We start from the raw sequence: 18,948 nt of genomic DNA, 5'->3' as shown, positions 1-18,948 counted from the left end.
TACTTTATGAGTTTGGTAAAAAAAGTTGCAGATAATTCATCGACAGCCTCATTATCTCATTCGATGAGATATAAGCGATTTGTTTATTTTAAAAGTTTAATTGATAAATTAAATAAACCAGTTACTATTTTAGATATAGGTGGAACTCAAGAGTATTGGATTAATATGGGTGTAGATAGCAAAGACATTAAAATCACACTTTTAAACCTTTCATTACAAACAACAACATCTCCTAATTTTTTAAGTGTGGTCGGTGATGCTACGAATCTAAGTGAGTATGCTAATAGGAGTTTTGATATTGTTTTTTCAAACTCTGTTATTGAACATCTTTTTACAAAAGAAAATCAAGGCCGAATGGCTAGGGAAGTTATGCGGGTAGGAAAATATCATTTCATTCAAACACCAAATTATTATTTTCCAATGGAACCTCATTTTCTTTTTCCAGGTTTTCAGTTTCTTCCAAAGTCAGTAAGAGTGTTACTTATCAATAAATTTAATTTGGGCCATATTTGTAGAAAGGGAAATATTGAAGACGCCCGTTCGATAGTTGAAGAAATCCGATTGCTAAAAACTAAGGAGATGCAAGAGTTATTCCCTAAATCTATTATCTGGAAAGAAAAATTTGCTGGACTAGCCAAGTCCATTGTAGCGCATAATTTAAGTTAATGAACAGCCGTATAAAGATATTGGGGAATAAGGTCAATTGTTTCAACGGATATAATGACTTATATCAGAATATTATTGATGATTTTAGAAATGAAAATATTCGAAAAGGATATGTAACTGTCAATAATGTTCATACAATGATTGAAGGATTTCACGATTCTTCTTTCCAAGCCATTATCAATGAAGGGTATCTATCCTTACCCGATGGGAAACCCTTGGAAATAGTGGGCAGGTTGAAAGGTAATAAGAATATTTCAAGGCTTTTTGGTCCAACGGTAATGGAGAAGTTTATTGATTGGGGGCGTAAAGATAATCTTACACATTTTTTCTTTGGTAGTTCTGAAGCAACATTGTCAAAACTTAAAGAAGCCATTGAAGAAAAATATCCTGGGACCCAAATAGCCGGAATGATTTCACCACCATTCAAGCCTTTTGCGGAGTGGAATAATGCAGATTTTATTCACGCAATAAACTTGGCTAAGCCTGATTTTATTTGGGTAGGTTTAGGGGCTCCTAAACAAGAAAAGTGGATGTTTGAAAACTTTGACCGGCTAGATCAAGGCCTACTTTTTGGTATAGGCGCCGGATTTGACTATTTAGCAGGGAATACGAAACATGCTCCATCTTGGATGAAGAATGCTTCACTTGAATGGCTTTATCGATTAATTCAAGAACCACACAGATTGTGGAAGCGATATTTCAAAACTATACCCCAATTTATTTTTTTTGCTACATTAGAGATATTAGTTTTAAAATTCAGACGTAGCAAGTAGCTTCGTATTCATCTTTGACTTAATGAATTCTGTGTCATTGCAGTTCATTTACTATTTTTTGCTATAAATATATAGCCATTATTGATAGTGGCTATATAACTGCTTGAAAGTCAAGTTATTAGGTTGAACTTGATAAGATACTAGTATTCTAAATTGCACTTACGACTTCATTAAAATAGCCTAGAAATGGGCTGTTTTATTTTCAAATAAAGATTACTGTTTTGTATAACAGATATTGTTTGGATTTCGATTCTTAATCAAAATGAAAATACTTTGCCCCTAAGATTTAGTTTTGTTAGAATCCTTAGTTAAATGTTTACTAAGAATGGTTTCGCAAGAGCCAAAGGCTTAAAAAGTAATTTGTTGATTTTTGAAGCAACGTTTATTAAGCTATCTTTGTCAAAGAATTGGATAATTTTTAATTCGATTCTTTAAGCCAAAGCGCAAACTGCTTATGAAGAGAATATTTTGGGAGTTAGAATACTTTTTAATTTCCTGAAAGAAATAGACTTCATAAACTTTTTGTAAGGGTAGCCAGCCGATTATTGACGAAGTTAAAATTACTTGTGTGAATAATTAGGTTAAGGGCAGTTCGAAAACCTACTTTATGCAAAGAGTTTCAAGCTTTTCAATACGTGGTAAAGTAATTGCTGATTTGTTGATACTGACTTTGATCAGTATAGCAGTTCAAAGTAATTTATTTAACGATAAAGCACTTTCATTTTCAGATACAAACCTGGTTGTTCTTCTAACCAGCTTATTTCTCTGGTTTATTTCTGGTAGGGCTATGGGCTTATATGTAGATTTTCGCCTAAAGCCATTTTCTATTGAGTGGATTGCTTTTTTAAAAGCATTAGTCCTTTATACTTTACTAAGTTCTTTCTTCTCCTTTCAGTTAATGAAGTATAATCCCATTGGACATTGGGATTTATTGCTTCATAGCTGTTTGATCTTCGTATTATTACCAGCCCAGAAGTTAGCTATTCGTATTGCTTTGAAACGATTTCGAGATAGTGAGAGTGTTAAAAGGAAAGTTTTAATTGTTGGAGCTGGTGATACAGGAATGAATTTTTACCAACAGTATGTCAAGAATGAAAAATATGGTTATACACTCACTGGCTTTATAGATGATATTAAAAATTCTTCTTTAAATGGACATTATTTAGGAAAAACATCAGAGCTTAATAAAGTAATTGCTAGTCATGAATTAGATGATATAATTGTGGCACTTCCCATTACTCAAGAAGCTCAAATCCAAAACATTGTAACTGTAGGTGAAAAAGAAGGGAAAAGAATTCGGATCATACCTGATTATCAGCGTTTTGGATCCGGGAAGTTTAAGGTAGATCGCTTAGGCTCTTTACCTATTATTACACTCAGATCCTTACCGTTAGATGTAGTTGATAATAAAGTTTATAAGCGATTGTTTGATATTGTTTTTTCTATTCTAGTAATTACCTTAGTTTTCAGTTGGTTATTTCCAATTATTGCACTTTTGATTAAAATTAGCTCGAAAGGTTCTGTTTTTTTCAAACAAGAACGATGGGGTTTAAATAATAAGGTAATTACTTGCTATAAGTTTCGGTCTATGGTTTCCGCAAGTAAAGACGTGGATGAAAATGGGAAATATCAACAAGCCTCCAAAAATGATCCTAGAATTACTCCAATCGGTAAGTTTCTAAGGAAATCTAACCTTGATGAACTTCCGCAATTCCTTAATGTATTATTGGGTACAATGTCTGTGGTTGGGCCTAGGCCTCATCCTGTTCCTTTAAATATTGCTTCTAAGGATAGTATCGAGAATTACATGATGCGTCATTGGGTTAAACCAGGTATTACAGGATGGGCTCAAGTGAGTGGTTACCGGGGTGAAACCCGAGTGCCTCATTTAATGCAGAAAAGGGTAGAACATGATGTGTGGTATATGGAAAACTGGACATTTTGGCTTGATTTACAAATTATTGTACAGACTTTGGTAAATATGGTGAAAGGAGAGAAGAATGCATTTTAGATTTTTGTTTGCGGGAGAGAAAGCTTTTATAAGAGTTTCTGGAACAATAGCTTTCGTTTTATTTTTTCAGTTTATATCTATTTTTTCAGCTGCCCAATCATTACCTGTCGGCACTCCATTGCTAGAAGATGGCGCCAGATTTTTGCAATTGGAGGGCAAAGTAGGACTAAATACTTCTTTTTTAGTAAGACCACTGAGTAATATAGAGCTCGTTTTTCCTGATTCTAATTCTCTTGAAAGCGATTACAGTAAAGGCAACAAACTATTCCTTAAAAAGGATAAGTTCTCATTAGCTATATTACCGGTTTCTGTAAAACAACTGTACAATTCTCACCATCCTTTTGGATGGAATGATGGATCTATGGTTCCTGCTAAAGGCTATCAAAGTCAAATGTCTACTGGGTTATTTGCTAAAGTGGGGCCGTTAAGTATTCAACTGAAACCAGAACTTGTCTATGCACAAAATGCTAGTTTCACTACTTTTCCTGCATCTCATAGTGATAGTATCTGGAAAAGCTATTATTATGTATTAAACCGTATTGACGCACCCGAGCGATTTGGTACTAAAGAGTATGTAAAGCTTTTTCCTGGTCAATCGAGTGTTCGGATTAATTATAAAAAGCTTTCTTTAGGTGTTTCTACAGAGAATTTGTGGTGGGGGCCTGGTGTACGAAACTCATTGTTAATGAGTAATAATGCACCTGGGTTTAAGCATTTAACACTTAATACTACAGCTCCAATTGTTACGGGCATTGGCTCATTTGAAGGGCAAGTAATTAGTGGAATTTTATCCACCTCTAATATATTACCCCCAGATACGGCTCGTACTTTTGAAGGTCAAAAGTTATATATTCCAAAACCAGAAGAAGGTGATCGATATATCAATGGGATGGTAATTACTTGGCAGCCTAAATGGACCCCTGGTCTTCATTTAGGTGTTGGAAGGGTGTTTTATCAATACAAATCAAATGTATCTACTTCATTAAATGGTTACTTACCTGTTGTTACTGCTTTATTTAAGGGAAATGCCAGAAAAGAAGATGCATTTGGTAGAGACCAAGTGTTTTCTCTTTTGACTCGGCTGGTTCTGCCCGAAAGTAAAGCTGAATTTTATGCAGAATATGGTAGGAATGATCATTCGCAAAATGGGAGAGATCTACTATTGGAGCCTGAGCATGCAAGGGCTTATATTATAGGAGGAAGAAAATTATTCTCAGCTACTAAAAGCAAAGAAGTTGAATTGTTTATTGAAGTTACCCATTTGCAAATGCCGCAAACTATCCAAGTAAGGGAACTGCAAAGTTGGTATATACACCATCAAGTAAAACATGGTTATACAAACCAAGGTCAGGTAATAGGTGCTGGTATAGGGCCTGGTGGGAGTAGTCAGACTATTGGGGTAAACTGGCTTAAAGATTTGAATAAGTTTGGTGTTACGTTTGAACGGATTGTTCATAATAATGACTTTTATTATGATGCATTTGCATCGCGACAGGAATTTGGAAGGCATTGGGTTGATTTAGCCTTTAGTCTTAACAAAAGTTGGCTTCAAAAGCGCTTTATATATTCTGCTAATCTTTCTCTTGTTCGCTCTTTAAACTATCAGTGGCAGTATAATACTGCATTGGATGAAAATGTTGATGTAGCAAATGTGCATGCTACATTTTCAATCTCGTATTTATTCCATTAGGATTATTCACGTATGGATTTAAAGTAATCGCTTTTCACATTATCTGGCTATTGGCTATAGGAAAAAGTTCTGGTTGACAGGAAGTAGCACAACCACATTTAAACGGATTATATCTACACTCTTATTTAGTATTTGTAGCTTACTATTTGCGTTACCTTTCAGTGTGATGCATACCATTCTTTCTTTACTTTTCGATTATCGCGGACTGTTACTACCTTCTGAGTAATTAGTGGCGCTGTGCATATTGTATTCGGTGTTGCAGTCAACTGCTTTTTAATAGCAGGATCCGGTTATTATGGGATAGTCATTGCTAGATGCAAAAGCATTTGTCAATGTGTCTTCAACGCTTCCTTTTTTTCTTCCCTATTTTCCTCTCGCAGCCAGAAGTTTACCTTCCCCATTAGCTTGCCAAACAATCCCTGCCTGCGCACTTCTGATGACAGGTGGTGATAGCAAATAGACATGACGATCTTGGAGGTCTCACCAAACCGGTCGGCATTGGCCATGGTGCCTTAGAGATTGGGTTCCTTGCATATCAGCTTGCCGCTTCTGTAGTTGCCCTTAGAGCGCATGTAATACTTGTCGCCCAGTTTATAAAAGATGATGCCATCGATGGTAACGGTGATAAAAATCGGGCCTACTTATTGTGCCAATGTGGGCGAATTTAAGGTCTTAGGTTTAAAGTTATTTATGCTTGCTAAGCAATTTAGTGATTTGCTTCTGATTTTGTTTATTTGCAAGGGGGGCTGCTTTAGCTATATACTTTAGGAGAGGTTGTAATGCGAGGGCTGGGGTTGCACGCAAAGACGCTAAGGAGGAACAGCGCAAAGAAGCTAAGAGATGAAAAGAGGGAAAGGAGAAAAGGAATATTGAATAAGGAACAAGGAATGATGAAGGAAGAAGGGAGGAGAAGAAGTCAACAGTCGACAGACGACAGTCCACAGAGGGAAAGGCAGTAGTAGCATAGGCTGCTGAACGAAGACGTACTGTGGTAGTATCCCAGATGGAGGGCTTTTACTGGGCTGTTGGTACGGACTTACCCACAGGACAGGCACAGATAACCAACAGGAAAGGTACAATAGACTATTACGCTTCATCGGCATAACCATAAGAATGTATTGGATTTACTTTGAATGAGGGTGGCGACCTTTATTACAAACACCGCCATTTCCAGAATACCCTTCAGGTCATAGTGTTGTTTCTACTGCTGCTGCTGCTGCTGCTGTGGTTTTGACCAAGCTATTTGGCGAAAGCTTTTCTTTTAACGATAATTCAGAAAAGGAGTTTGGTTTGGGTGCGCGTCGATTTAAATCGTTTAAACAAGTTGCAGATGAAGCTGCCATTTCCCGCTTTTATGGAGGTATTCATTACCGTGATGCTATTGAGAATGGCCAGGAACAGGGGAAACAAATTGGTGGGTTTATCATTCAGAAGTTAAAACTGTGAGTTCGAAGTTTTCAGAATTATAAATAATAAAATGTGCATGAAGAATAGAAGTTTATTTGCCAGCTTTATGAGGAAACGTGCCATTGGCCTACAGGCTGTTGTCAATCCCCTTGGCCTAATTATCTTTTCCTTTTCAACGCTAGTAAGTTTTTCCCAAGCAGGAAAAAAGCAATCGTTTACTGAATATGTAGATCCCTTCATTGGTACCGCAGAACATGGTCACGTATTTCTAGGGGCCAATGTACCTGCCGGTGCGGTGCAATTAGGGCCTTCTAACATTATCCAAACCTGGGATAAATTCAATGGGTGGGACTGGTGTAGTGGGTATAATTATTCAAGTAAGGAAATCCTTGGATTTACGCATACACATTTAAGCGGTACAGGTATTGGCGATTTGAATGATATTCTTATTCTTCCTGCCAACGGTAGCTTGCAATTGGAAAAAATGAAGATTGAGGATCCAGCATCTGGTTACGGCTCTTCTTTTTCGCATAAAAACGAAACTTGTAAGCCTGGCTATTATCGGGTTTACTTAGATAAGTACAAAGTAGATGCGCAGCTTACTGCTACAGAAAGAGTAGGTTTTCATCAATACAAATATGAAAAAACGGACAATGCGCATTTGCTCATTGACTTATCGTTTGGTATGGGTTGGGATGCGCCAGTAGATACTTATATCGAAAAATTAAATGACTCCACATTTACCGGTTATCGGTTTTCGAAAGGGTGGGCAAGAGATCAGCGGGTATACTTTGCCATAAAGCTTTCCCAGCCAGTGACAAAGTTTTCGTTTTATGACAGCACAACATCTATAGCTGGCAACAAGGCAAAAGGTAAGTTTGTAAAAGCCGCTTTATATTTTAATGCTACAGCCAACCCGAAAATGGGAGTGAAGGTGGGGCTATCAGCCGTGAGCGCAGCGAATGCTTTAGGGAATATAAAAGCAGAAGTTTCGGGATGGGACTTTGAAAAGATAAAAAATCAGGCAGCCGATAAATGGAACAAGGAGCTTGGAAAAATTGAAATAGAGGCAGACAGAAAAATCAAAACCATTTTTTATTCGGCTCTATTTCATAGCTTATTTGCGCCTTCCATTTTTAATGATCACAATGGTGATTACTTAGGGGCCGATTTAAAACCTCATTCCAATCCCGGTTATACCACCTACAATCTATTTTCATTATGGGATACGTATAGAGGTTTGCATCCACTGGCTACCATAATTCAACCAGAGAAAGTAAGTGATTATATCAACACCTTCCTGGCTATTTATAAAGAACAGGGCAAGTTGCCGGTTTGGCATTTCCAGGGGAATGAAACCAATACCATGATCGGTTACCCCGCTGTGCCAGTAATTGCTGATGCTATCCTGAAAGGTTTTAAAGGCTTTGACGTTAACCTGGCTTATGAGGCTATGAAGCATTCTGCCATGCAGCAAAAAGATGGTATTCAGTTTATTCAAAAGCTTCAATTCATTCCTGCTGATAGTGTAGCTGAATCAGTAGCCAAAGCACAGGAGTATGCAATTGGGGATTATGCTATTGCACAGGTAGCAAAGAAATTGAATAAACAAGACGACTATCGATATTTCTCACAAAGAGCCGAACTGTATAAACTCTATTTCGATCCTTCCACAGGGTTTATGAGAGGTCGGTTATCAAAAGAAACCTGGAGAAGTCCTTTTAATCCTTTCAGTGCCTTACACCGGCAAAACGATTATTGCGAAGGCAATGCCTGGCAATATACCTGGTTGGTGCCGCACGACGCTAATGGGTTAATCGAGTTAATGGGAGGGGAGCAAACCTTCATTAAGAAGTTAGATAGTCTATTCTCGGCCACACCAGTTTTAAATGAGAGTAGTTCGCCTGATATCTCCGGAATGATTGGGCAGTATGCACAAGGTAATGAACCCAATCATCATATTACTTATCTGTATGCGTATGCAGGACAGCCATGGAAAACCGCAGAAAAGATTCGCCAGATTGCTGATAGTTTTTATACAGCGCAGCCCAATGGCCTATGTGGCAATGATGATGCTGGAGAAATGAGTACATGGTATGTGCTATCGACAATGGGGCTTTATCCGGTAAATCCGGTTAGTGGTACGTATGTAATGGGTAGTCCGCTGATCAACAAAGCGGTTATCCATTCAGGTAAGAAACCGTTCACAATTAAAGTTGAAAATAACAGTAAGGCCAACCTTTATATTCAGTCAATGACATTGAATGGCAAGCCATATCCCTATTCCTACTTATTGCATAAGGATATAGTAGCTGGCGGAGAGTTGGTTATTAAAATGGGTAACAAACCTGGTGAAAAATGGGGGATAGATAAAAAATATCGTCCTGGCTTTCAATTTTAAGCTAAGATTATTGAGCCATTTGTTATAGAAAATGCATTTCATTGTCACGCAATCCGGTTGTAAAAGATGGTATTGTTTCAGTTACAGTTCCTGATGTAAGCAGTAAACCAGCGTTAACGGTTTTCAATGTAAATGGAAACGCGGTTAGACAGACTAACGTTAAGGCTAATGTCACTAAGTTGTCTGTGGCTGGTTTAGCATCAGGTGTATTTTATTTAACCTAAACGCATAAAGAGGGCATGTTACATAAGAAGAGTCATTTACTTATCAGCCTGTTGTTCCTAACGCTAGGTTTGTATGCGCAGAACCGCTACGAACTTAATAGTGGTTGGTATTGCACGAATATTAAGAATGTAAAAGAAAAAGGGGAAGTCATTTCATCTAGCCGTAATAAACTTACGGACTGGTTACCGGCAACAGTACCGGGCACAGTACTTACTACATTACTCAACAACAAGCAGGTTGCCGATCCCTTTTATGGAATGAACAATAAATACATTCCAGATATTTACTTCACCGGCAATGATCATTACACTTATTGGTTTGTAAAAGATTTCAAGGAGAAGGCTGCCTCTGGTGAACAGGTTTGGTTGCAACTGAGAGGGGTAAACTATAAGTATGATCTATTTCTCAACGGCAAAAAGTTAAATGAGAACGTGCATGAAGGCATGTTGATGAGGGCTCAATTCAATATCACGAACTATTTAGCCAAGGATGGCAATAATCGATTAGCCGTTTTAGTATTGCCGCCCGATGTGCCAGGAAACCCGAACGGAGGACAAGGGGGCGATGGAACCATAGCTAAAAATTTGACTACACAGTACACAGCTGGTTGGGATTGGATTCAGCCGATGCGTGACCGCAATACCGGCATTTGGGATAAAGTATTTATTGAAAAAACAAATGCGGTAAACATCAACAATCCGTACATCGTAACACTGGTACCAGGTGTGCGTAAGCCTGATGACGTAAAACAAACTCCTGCCACCATAAAGCTAAGTGCTGAATTGACCAATGCCAGTAACCAATCGGTTAATGGAGTATTGCAATATCAATTGGCTAACAAAACGATCAGCAAAGCCGTTACACTGGCACCTAATAAAACGACAACCGTTAAGCTTCCTGATTTTGTATTAGAAAACCCCAAACTCTGGTGGCCCAATGGATATGGTGAACAGAACTTATACAATATCAAATTGCAGTTTTTGTCGGGCCAAAAAATATCTGATGAAGAAACGATTCAATTTGGTGTAAGGCAAATAACCAATCAGTGGAATGCGCACACTGGTAGCATGCAGGCTTTTGTTAACGGGCAAAAAGTTTTTATTAAAGGTGGCAACTGGATCATTTCGGATGCCATGCTTCGTTTTAGTGAACAACGTTATAATGCAGAGATCCGGTTTCACCGGGATATGAATTTGAATCTAATCCGCATCTGGGGTGGTGCGATCACTGAACGTCCAGAATTTTACAAAGCCTGTGATAAATATGGTTTATTGGTATTCCAGGATTTCTGGTTTAGTGGCGATTGTAATGGACGATGGCTGGATCCTATGAAAAAAGAAGATCAGTGGACAAGAAGAAAGTACCCTGATGATCATCAGCTGGCCCTGCAAACAGCGACAGACCAAATCAAGTTGATCCGTAATCATCCCTCACTGGCGTTTTGGTGCGGTGGCAATGAGATTACACCACCCGATGATATATTAATTCCGTTGAGAGACTCATTGTTGCCAACATTAGATGGTACCCGTTATTTCTTTGACTATTCTAACAGTGACAGCATGTCGCTGAACACAATCGGTGGCAATGGCGATGGACCTTATTCTGTCCAGGATACTAAAACATTCTGGAGCCGCAAAACCTTCCCTTACAATTCGGAGGTGGGCTCAGTAGGAGTGGGAGACTATGCTTCTTTGCAACGCTTTATTCCTGCGCAAAACTTAGTGCCGCCCAAATATCCATCCCATGCCGATTCGGTTTGGGAGTATCATAAATACATTTCTTACGAGCACTATGTTGATCAATACGGCGCGGCAAAAGATGCTAAAGACTTTGCCATGAAGGCGCAGTTGGTCAATTACAATCAATACCGTGCCCTGATGGAAGGTTTTTCATCTCATATGTGGGATTGGTATACTGGCAGTATAATTTGGAAAACACAGAATCCCTGGACAGCACTGCGTGGACAGATGTATGATTATTATTTGGATGTAAATGCCTGTTTGTATGGATTGAGAAAGGGCAGCGAATCCTTACATGTTATGATGAACCCTTCTGACAGTATGGTGATGCTGGTGAATAATGGATTTGATATAAGACGCAATTTGATGCTGGAGGTTAAAACATATGATATGTTGACCGGAAAGGACAGCTTGTACTCTTTACTATTTAACGAGGTGGGAGCCAGTATGAGCAAAAAGGTATTTCCGATCAGTGGTTTTTTAAAAGGGTTAAATAACAAAGAAGGCGTGTTTGTATCACTAAAACTATTCTCTGAACAAAAACAATTGCTTAGTGAAAATTTATATTGGCTGCCGGGCGTAGATGGTAATTACACGGCCTTACAGCAAATGAAAAAAACGAAGTTGACTGTATCTGCAAAAAGGATAAATGGAAGCCATGTCAGTCTGACGGTGACAAATGACAAAGCCAATCCTATTGCATTTTTTAACCGAATTGCTTTGATCAATAAACAATCAGGGCAGCGAGTTCTTCCTGCATTTTTTTCTGACAATTATCTGAGTGTGTTGCCTGGTGAAACAAAGACCATAACAATTGATTTTACTGAAAAAGATAACAAGGGCGAAAAGCAAGTCCAGGTTTATGGGTGGAACGTTGATGAGCAATTGGTTGATATAAAAGAGTAACGACGGTTGCCTTAAGAAAGTATCATTATAAAAAGTATTTACATAGATGTATGGTGTTCTGGCTTTTATTCCATTTTTATAGACACCGAACAGTACATAAATCTTATTTGAAATAAACTATTTGGAAACATATGAAACGTCGTCAATTTATTAAGGCCTCCGGTATTTTAAGTGGAGGACTTATCCTCAATAAAGCCCAGGCGTTTGCTATTGGTTATAATGACTTTGAAACGAAAAGACCACCGCTTGCTGATAGACACTTCACCAGTCTGGCAGTTGAAGCAACTATCGAGAAAATAAAAAAACAAACCCGTAATAAAGAGCTGGCCTGGTTGTTTGAGAATTGTTATCCCAATACACTAGATACAACTGTTTATTACAAAGAGACCAACGGCCGCCCTGATACCTATGTGATTACCGGCGATATTGATGCCATGTGGATGCGGGATAGCACTGCACAAGTGTGGCCTTACCTGGCATTGGTGCGTGAAGATGTAAAGCTGCAAAAGCTTATTGAAGGCGTTATTAATCGCCACACGCGTTATATCTACAAAGACCCATATGCTAATGCGTTTTATAATGATGAAAACAAGGTGAGCGAATGGAAGGATGATCTCACTGATATGAAATCTGGTGTACATGAAAGAAAGTGGGAAATCGATTCTCTTTGTTATCCTATTCGACTGGCGTATGCCTATTGGAAAAAGACCGGACACACAGCACCGTTTGATAATGAGTGGAAAGAGGCCATCAGCTTGATTGTAAAAACATTTAAAGAACAGCAACGAAAGGGGGATAGAGGCCCTTATCATTTTCAGCGAAATACCGCTAAGGCAACTGATACACTTCCATTGCAGGGATATGGGTATCCAGTAAAACCTGTAGGATTGATTTGCTCGGCGTTCCGTCCAAGCGATGATGCTACAGTTTATTCTTTTTTAATTCCATCTAATTTCTTTGCTGTTGTATCGCTAAGGCAGGCTGCGGAAATGCTGCAGTCTATACATAAAGACAGTAAGCTTGCTACTGAATGCACACAGTTGGCCAATGAAGTGAATGAAGCGCTAAAAGTGCATGCAACGGCACAGCACCCCCAATTTGGGAAAGTGTTTGCGTTTGAAGCCGATGGTTTCGGTAATCACCTTTTCATGGATGATGCTAATGTGCCTAGCTTATTATCACTTCCTTATTTAGGTAGTGTAAGTAAGACAGATCCGGTATATCTCAATACCCGAAAAATGATCTTGTCGGAGAGCAATCCTTTCTTCTTTAAAGGAAAGGCGGCTGAGGGTATCGGTGGGCCACATGTGGCCGTAGATATGATCTGGCCTTTAAGTATTATTATGAGAGGGTTAACCAGCAGCAGCGAGCAAGAAATAAAATATTGTATTGACACGTTGCAAAAAACACATGGTGGTAAAGGCTTTATGCATGAGTCGTTTCATAAAGACGATCCAACAAAATACACCCGTGATTGGTTTGCCTGGGCAAATACGATTTTCGGTGAATTTGTTTTGCAAGTGGCAAAAGAAAGACCGAGGTTAATCGGATAAACTAATGAAGCTTTTCAAAAACTTTCTCATCCTAAACAGTAAGCAATCAATCAATACCCCTGTTTCTACAGGGGTAGCTTTTTTTACCATTTCGAATAATCAGTACGTAATGCTCCAAAGTCTGAATTCTTAATGGGATTGCTTAATTCTCAGTCTTTACTTTTTCCTTTGTATAGGCCATGACACGGCGTTTTAGTACCCGGGTGAATGGCTAAACAACGTCCTGTAAGTGATAAACACAAGTCATTGCTTTGGCCACAAATCGGCACCCAACGTATTCCTATATGCAAGCCATTATACTATTGCGTTTCTATTCTCTACGATTTTGTGTTTTAGTTGGAATGACAAAAGAACGAGGCATTATCATTGGTACACAGTTTTTTTGACATTGTTTAGGAATGTATAAGCGGCCGTTGCGTTTCACTTTCCAGTTGGATAAGTAGCGCGCCTGCTTAACACGAGGAGTTGGTTTTGTTATCTCCTTTTTCTTTTCTGTGGTAGTCAGTGCTGGTGTGGGGTGCGGTGGCAACACAGGTGCAGTTGTACGTACAGAAGGCGTAGCTTCTATTGTCGTTTGCTTGGCAGCTAATTTCTGGCAATGCGCTAACAGTAGTTCCTGGGCTTCTTCCTTGGTCTTGCCCTGGTACAACCACTTATTGACCATGCCGGTTAGCCTGGCAAACAACCCAGGTTTGCGCACGGTCCCTGGAAGCTGGCGGTAGTACACGCGCTTCACCATCTTAGAGGCCACGCCAAACCGGTCGGCATTGGCCATCGTGCGCTGGAGGCTGGGATCTTTTCGCATCCTCTTAGCGCTTTTATAATCCCCCTTGCTACGCAGGTAATACTGCCCATTGAGTTTATAAAAGATGATGCCATCAATGGTGCCGGTAATAAAGACGGGGCCTACTTGTTTTGCCATGGTGTACGGGTGCTTGTTAAGGATGAATGACGGATGACTTACTGCTAAGTATTTTAGCAAATTTACTATAGAGCGGGTCCTCTTGCAAGGGTTTTGCTCCCTTTAGTTATACACATGTAGATGGGGTATAATACGAGTTTTGCGCGGTGAGAAAGGAGGAAAGGAATAATGAACAAGGAACAAGGAAGGATGAATAGTGAAGGAAGGAAATGTTCAATGCTCAACGTTCACTACTCAATGTTCAATGAAGAGAGGAGGAGGATAGAAGGATAGTGGGAGCAGTAGTGAATGTGGAAGGCAGGTAGAGGGCTTTTTCTGTGCAGTTGGTACGGACTTACCTACAGAAGAGGTACAGAAGAGGTACAGACTAGGTACAGAAGAGGTACAGGAGAGGTGCAAGAGAGGAGGACGGCAAGGGGATTGGGGATTAGGGTATTGGGGATTAGGAGAAAGCCCGGCTCGTGAATGGTGAGTGGTCAGTGGTGAATGGTGAATGGTGAGTTGTGGGTGGTGAGACGTGAAAAAGAAAGCGGTAAGCTATAAGCTGCAAGCCTAGAGCGAAGCTCTTTTATAGTTCTCTTTCCTCTATATTGAACATTGATTGTTGAGTATTGAGCATTGAATATTTTCTCCCTTCATCCTTCCTTATTCATTATTCCTTTCCTTCATCAGCTAATTCTCTTCCCTTTCGCATTAAACATTTCCTTTTTTCTACTTGTAAAACTCATTTATACTAATTCAATCCGTTACATTGCAACCGGTGGTTGGGATAATTTGACATCAACAATTTCCTTGGATAATTAATGAATTGGTTCTCGGTTCTTTTTATTGCGTTTTTCAAATCGCTATATGGCTTGCGCAGGGCCGATAGTGTTTTGTGTCTTTATAAATAAGTATACCTAGTGAATTCCTTTTCAGGATTTGTACCAGTTTTAGCCAATATGCCTTATTGAATAAAATAACTATGTTGAACGATAAACTCACTTACATGTGTTTTCAGAAATGGACTAGAATAATGTCTCTTATAAGCTTCCTGTTGTGTACCCAGGTTGATACAAATGCTCAGCAAAACGTGCATCCGCAATCGACAGCTTATGAATGGCCGAAAGATGTTGATGTGAAAAAGAAACTGGACCAATGGCAGGACCAGAAATTTGGAATGATCATACACTGGGGTCTTTATGCCGTACCGGGTATGATTGAGTCCTGGGCTTTGTGCTCTGAAGACTGGATCGATCGGGACAGCACCATTAGTTATGATGAATTTAAGAAGTGGTACTGGGGGTTAAAGAAAGATTTTAATCCTGTCAATTTTAATCCCGACCAGTGGGCCAAAGTAGGAAAAGCAGCAGGTATGCGTTACCTTGTTTTTACGACCAAGCACCACGATGGCTTTAACATGTTTGATACCAAACAAACCGATTTCAAGATCTCTGATGGCCCATTTAAAAACAATCCCAAAGCAGATGTCGCCAAGTATGTATTCGATGCGTTTCGCAAAGAAGGCTTTATGATCGGGGCTTATTACTCTAAACCCGACTGGCACTCCGAGTATTACTGGTGGCCTAAGTATGCAACGGCCGACCGCAATAATAATTACGATATACGCAAGTACCCCTGGCGCTGGAATCAATACAAACAATTTACCTATAACCAGATTGGTGAGTTGATGAACAACTATGGCGCTATAGATATCCTGTGGCTGGATGGCGGATGGGTGCGGCCACGGGAAACGGTTAACGATGAAGTGCTTTCCTGGGGAGCCCGGATACCAGAATGGAGCCAGGATATTGATATTCCACGCATAGCTACAATGGCCCGTAAAGCGCAACCCGGTTTGCTCATTGTAGACCGTACGGTGCATGGCCCTTATGAAAACTACCAGACACCGGAGCAACGTATTCCGGAAAAGAAACTGGATCATCCCTGGGAAAGTTGCATGACCTTGGCTAACAACTGGGGGTATGTACCTAATGATCAATTTAAAACACCTGCAAAAGTGATTCAATCCCTGATTGAAGTAGTAGCGAAAGGAGGTAGTCTTTTGTTAGGAGTGGGTCCAAAACCGGATGGTACCTTGCCTGAAGAGGCGGTGCAACGTTTAGAAGTAATCGGCAAATGGATGGATAAAAACGGGGCTGCCATTTATAACACCCGCACAACAGATAATTATAAAGATGGCAACACCTATTTCACGGCATCCAAATCCGGAGGAGTGCGGTATGCCTTAGTTTGTTTAAAAGAAAATCAAGCCTTGCCACAGGTAGTAGAGTGGAGCGGTAATGTGCCACAGAAGGGTTCGAAAATGACACTGTTGCAGACAGGAGAATCAGTAAAGTGGAAGCAGGAAAACGGAAAGGTTACGGTATCTATTCCATCCAAATTATTACAAGAGAAAAATACGTATCCAGCATGGGCCTTTTCTTTTAAGGCAGCTGAATAATATAGCGTTCAATCGTAAATCCGAATACTTCGCATGTTGCTATACAGAAGAATTTTATTGGGCCTGATTTTATTGATAATAGCTGGCGCTAATCTTGAAACACAGGCACAGGAAGCTCAATTGCCGTTCCGAAATGAAGGGTTGGCTATAGAAAATAGAGTAGCTGACTTGTTAGGTCGCCTTACCTTGGAAGAAAAGGTTTCTTTACTGGGATATAACAGTAAAGCAGTGCCACGCTTAGGTATACCAGCCTACAATTGGTGGAATGAAGCCTTACACGGAGTAGCCAGGGCAGGACAAGCAACTGTTTTTCCGCAAGCCATTGGCATAGCGGCTACGTTTAATGATAGTTTGCTTAGGGCTGTGGCAGAAGTGATCTCTACTGAAGCGCGTGCAAAGTACAATTTGGCAACAGCACAAGATCGCCGCTTACAATACATGGGGCTTACCTTCTGGTCGCCTAATATCAACATCTTCCGAGATCCGCGCTGGGGTAGAGGGCAAGAAACTTATGGGGAAGATCCCTTTCTAACAGCTACAATGGGGATGGCTTTTGTAAAAGGGATGCAAGGGTATGATCCACGCTATTTGAAAACAGCCGCATGCGCCAAACATTTTGCGGTACATAGTGGTCCGGAAGCAGGGCGGCATTCTTTTAATGCTAAAGTGGATGAAAAGGATTTAAGGGAAACCTACTTGTATGCATTTAAAAAATTAGTAGATGCAGGAGTAGAATCAGTGATGTGCGCTTACAACCGTGTGAACGATCAACCTTGTTGTACCGGTGATGCCTTATTGAAAAATATTCTCCGAAAAGAATGGGGCTTCAAAGGGCATGTGGTTACAGACTGTTGGGCGCTTGATGACATATGGAATGCGCACAAAGTGATGAACAATCGAATAGAGGTGGCAGCAGCTGCTTTGAAAGCAGGAGTGAACCTGGATTGTTCTGATCTTTTACAGGCTGATCTTATTAAGGCTTATCAGCAAAAGCTGGTAACGGATGTTGAAATTGATTCGGCCTTATCTGCCATACTGCGGACACAATTTAAATTAGGCTTTTATGACGATGCCAAACATATTCCGTTTAGCCAGTTAGGAGAAAGCGACGTACATGGAGAATCTCATATTGCCCTTGCCAGAAAGGCGGCACAGCAAAGTATGGTATTGCTGAAAAATGATAAAGGATTGTTGCCACTAAAGAAGGCACAATATAAATCGATCATGGTACTGGGGCCTAATGCAGGTGCCATGGATCCTCTGGTGGCCAACTATCATGGTATGTCTGGCAACATGGTCACTTTTGCGGAAGGCATAACTGAGGCGGCAGGGCCTGCAACTGCAGTTCAATATGACCAGGGAAGTGATTATACAGATACAGTGCGTTTTGGTGGTATTTGGGCGGCTGGTGAAAGCGACATAACCATTGCCGTTATAGGCCTAACTCCCGTTTTAGAAGGAGAAGAAGGAGATGCCTTCCTGGCTCCACATGGAGGAGATAAGTTAGATCTTAGTATTCCTGCCGCACATATAGCTCTATTAAAAGCCTTGCGGAAAAAGAATAAACCGGTGGTGGTAGTGCTTACGGCGGGTAGTGATATAGATGTAGCTTCTATTGAACCCTATGCCGATGCTATTATCATGGCCTGGTATCCTGGTGAGCAGGGCGGTAATGCCTTGGCCGATATTGTATTTGGAAAAATTTCTCCTGCAGGCCGTTTGCCAGTTACCTTTTATAATTCACTCACTGATCTACCGGCTTATGATAGTTATGAAGTAAAAGGAAGAACCTATCGGTATTTTAAAGGCAATGTTCAATATCCCTTTGGCTTTGGATTGAGCTATACCACATTTGCCTACCAGTGGGCAAAACAGCCGGGAAAGATTGCTTCGGCTAGAGATACACTTTCTTTCTCTGTGGTGGTAAAAAATACGGGTGATAGGGATGGGGATGAAGTAATACAGGCTTATATCCAATATCCTTCTTTGGATCGGATGCCACTTAAAGAGTTGAAAAGTTTTCAGCGGTTGACGGTGCAAAAAGGAAAAGAAACGGTAGTTGTGTTTCGTATACCTGTTAGCGAATTACAGAAGTGGGATTTACAACAAAAACAATGGAAGTTATATCCAGGTAATTATAAAATAGTTGTTGGTAGTCATTCAAGAGATGAAAAGCTTGTGGCAGTCTTAACTGTAAAATAGGGCGTAAGAG

The 18,948-nt window shown here is 40.1% G+C and carries 13 protein-coding genes; 11 read left to right on the top strand and 2 right to left on the bottom strand.

The window, feature by feature from the left end:
* Positions 1–6: 6 nt before the first annotated feature.
* The 4 genes from SY85_RS05420 to SY85_RS05405 all read left to right on the top strand — a co-directional run bounded on the left by SY85_RS05420 (position 7) and on the right by SY85_RS05405 (position 5,140).
* Positions 7–666, top strand: a complete 660-nt coding sequence (locus tag SY85_RS05420) for a class I SAM-dependent methyltransferase (RefSeq protein WP_066402206.1) — start codon at positions 7–9, stop codon at positions 664–666.
* Positions 666–1,439, top strand: a complete 774-nt coding sequence (locus SY85_RS05415) for a WecB/TagA/CpsF family glycosyltransferase (RefSeq protein ID WP_082886307.1) — start codon at positions 666–668, stop codon at positions 1,437–1,439. The genes SY85_RS05420 and SY85_RS05415 overlap by 1 nt, the downstream gene beginning before the upstream one ends.
* Positions 1,440–2,046: 607 nt before the next feature.
* Positions 2,047–3,450 carry an undecaprenyl-phosphate glucose phosphotransferase gene (locus SY85_RS05410; RefSeq protein WP_066402204.1) on the top strand — a complete coding sequence of 468 codons (1,404 nt, stop codon included), beginning with the start codon at positions 2,047–2,049 and terminating at the stop codon, positions 3,448–3,450.
* A complete protein-coding gene (locus SY85_RS05405) occupies positions 3,440–5,140 on the top strand; it encodes a capsule assembly Wzi family protein (RefSeq protein ID WP_082886306.1) in 1,701 nt (566 codons plus the stop codon). The genes SY85_RS05410 and SY85_RS05405 overlap by 11 nt, the downstream gene beginning before the upstream one ends.
* Before the next feature lie 329 nt (positions 5,141–5,469).
* On the opposite strand, the gene SY85_RS25595 is transcribed toward SY85_RS05405, so the two are convergent.
* Positions 5,470–5,646, bottom strand: a complete 177-nt coding sequence (locus SY85_RS25595; protein ID WP_158512934.1) for a hypothetical protein — start codon at positions 5,644–5,646, stop codon at positions 5,470–5,472.
* A 724-nt stretch (positions 5,647–6,370) separates the two neighbouring features.
* Between SY85_RS25595 and SY85_RS05390 the strand changes: the two genes are divergently transcribed.
* From SY85_RS05390 to SY85_RS05370, 5 genes are all read left to right on the top strand, one after another.
* The gene (locus SY85_RS05390; RefSeq protein WP_066402196.1) at positions 6,371–6,586 is read left to right on the top strand and encodes a phosphatase PAP2 family protein; all 216 of its coding nucleotides are present in this window, start codon (positions 6,371–6,373) and stop codon (positions 6,584–6,586) included.
* 37 nt (positions 6,587–6,623) lie between these two features.
* On the top strand, positions 6,624–8,948 hold the full coding sequence (locus tag SY85_RS05385; protein ID WP_226999015.1) for a GH92 family glycosyl hydrolase: 2,325 nt from the start codon (positions 6,624–6,626) through the stop codon (positions 8,946–8,948).
* 41 nt (positions 8,949–8,989) lie between these two features.
* Entirely contained in the window at positions 8,990–9,172 is a 183-nt protein-coding gene (locus tag SY85_RS05380) for a T9SS type A sorting domain-containing protein (protein WP_066402194.1), read from the top strand.
* Positions 9,173–9,187: 15 nt separating this feature from the next.
* Positions 9,188–11,818, top strand: coding sequence for a glycoside hydrolase family 2 protein (locus SY85_RS05375; RefSeq protein ID WP_066402192.1), 2,631 nt, complete (start codon positions 9,188–9,190; stop codon positions 11,816–11,818).
* A 131-nt stretch (positions 11,819–11,949) separates the two neighbouring features.
* Complete coding sequence (locus SY85_RS05370) at positions 11,950–13,371, top strand: glycoside hydrolase family 125 protein (protein ID WP_066402190.1); 1,422 nt, start codon at positions 11,950–11,952, stop codon at positions 13,369–13,371.
* A gap of 310 nt (positions 13,372–13,681) precedes the next feature.
* Here the strand turns inward: SY85_RS05370 and SY85_RS05365 are convergent, their stop codons facing one another.
* A complete protein-coding gene (locus tag SY85_RS05365; protein ID WP_066402188.1) occupies positions 13,682–14,293 on the bottom strand; it encodes a hypothetical protein in 612 nt (203 codons plus the stop codon).
* Positions 14,294–15,281: 988 nt separating this feature from the next.
* Between SY85_RS05365 and SY85_RS05360 the strand changes: the two genes are divergently transcribed.
* Both SY85_RS05360 and SY85_RS05355 read left to right on the top strand, forming a co-directional pair.
* The gene (locus SY85_RS05360; RefSeq protein ID WP_066402187.1) at positions 15,282–16,736 is read left to right on the top strand and encodes an alpha-L-fucosidase; all 1,455 of its coding nucleotides are present in this window, start codon (positions 15,282–15,284) and stop codon (positions 16,734–16,736) included.
* A gap of 33 nt (positions 16,737–16,769) precedes the next feature.
* Positions 16,770–18,938 carry a glycoside hydrolase family 3 N-terminal domain-containing protein gene (locus SY85_RS05355; protein WP_066402185.1) on the top strand — a complete coding sequence of 723 codons (2,169 nt, stop codon included), beginning with the start codon at positions 16,770–16,772 and terminating at the stop codon, positions 18,936–18,938.
* Positions 18,939–18,948 lie beyond the last annotated feature (10 nt).

It is taken from the genome of Flavisolibacter tropicus, assembly GCF_001644645.1.
In the GTDB taxonomy this organism is placed as follows: Bacteria; Bacteroidota; Bacteroidia; order Chitinophagales; family Chitinophagaceae; genus Flavisolibacter; species Flavisolibacter tropicus.
The sequence above is the reverse complement of the archived record's forward strand: the minus strand, read 5'-3'. Positions and strand labels throughout refer to the sequence as shown.

Coding starts and splice junctions, on each gene's coding strand:
- SY85_RS05420 (WP_066402206.1), top strand. CDS start 7: ATGAGTTTGGTAAAAAAAGTTGCAGATAATTCATCGACAGCCTCATTA.
- SY85_RS05415 (WP_082886307.1), top strand. CDS start 666: ATGAACAGCCGTATAAAGATATTGGGGAATAAGGTCAATTGTTTCAAC.
- SY85_RS05410 (WP_066402204.1), top strand. CDS start 2,047: ATGCAAAGAGTTTCAAGCTTTTCAATACGTGGTAAAGTAATTGCTGAT.
- SY85_RS05405 (WP_082886306.1), top strand. CDS start 3,440: ATGCATTTTAGATTTTTGTTTGCGGGAGAGAAAGCTTTTATAAGAGTT.
- SY85_RS25595 (WP_158512934.1), bottom strand. CDS start 5,646: ATGGCCAATGCCGACCGGTTTGGTGAGACCTCCAAGATCGTCATGTCT.
- SY85_RS05385 (WP_226999015.1), top strand. CDS start 6,624: ATGAAGAATAGAAGTTTATTTGCCAGCTTTATGAGGAAACGTGCCATT.
- SY85_RS05375 (WP_066402192.1), top strand. CDS start 9,188: ATGTTACATAAGAAGAGTCATTTACTTATCAGCCTGTTGTTCCTAACG.
- SY85_RS05370 (WP_066402190.1), top strand. CDS start 11,950: ATGAAACGTCGTCAATTTATTAAGGCCTCCGGTATTTTAAGTGGAGGA.
- SY85_RS05365 (WP_066402188.1), bottom strand. CDS start 14,293: ATGGCAAAACAAGTAGGCCCCGTCTTTATTACCGGCACCATTGATGGC.
- SY85_RS05360 (WP_066402187.1), top strand. CDS start 15,282: ATGTGTTTTCAGAAATGGACTAGAATAATGTCTCTTATAAGCTTCCTG.
- SY85_RS05355 (WP_066402185.1), top strand. CDS start 16,770: ATGTTGCTATACAGAAGAATTTTATTGGGCCTGATTTTATTGATAATA.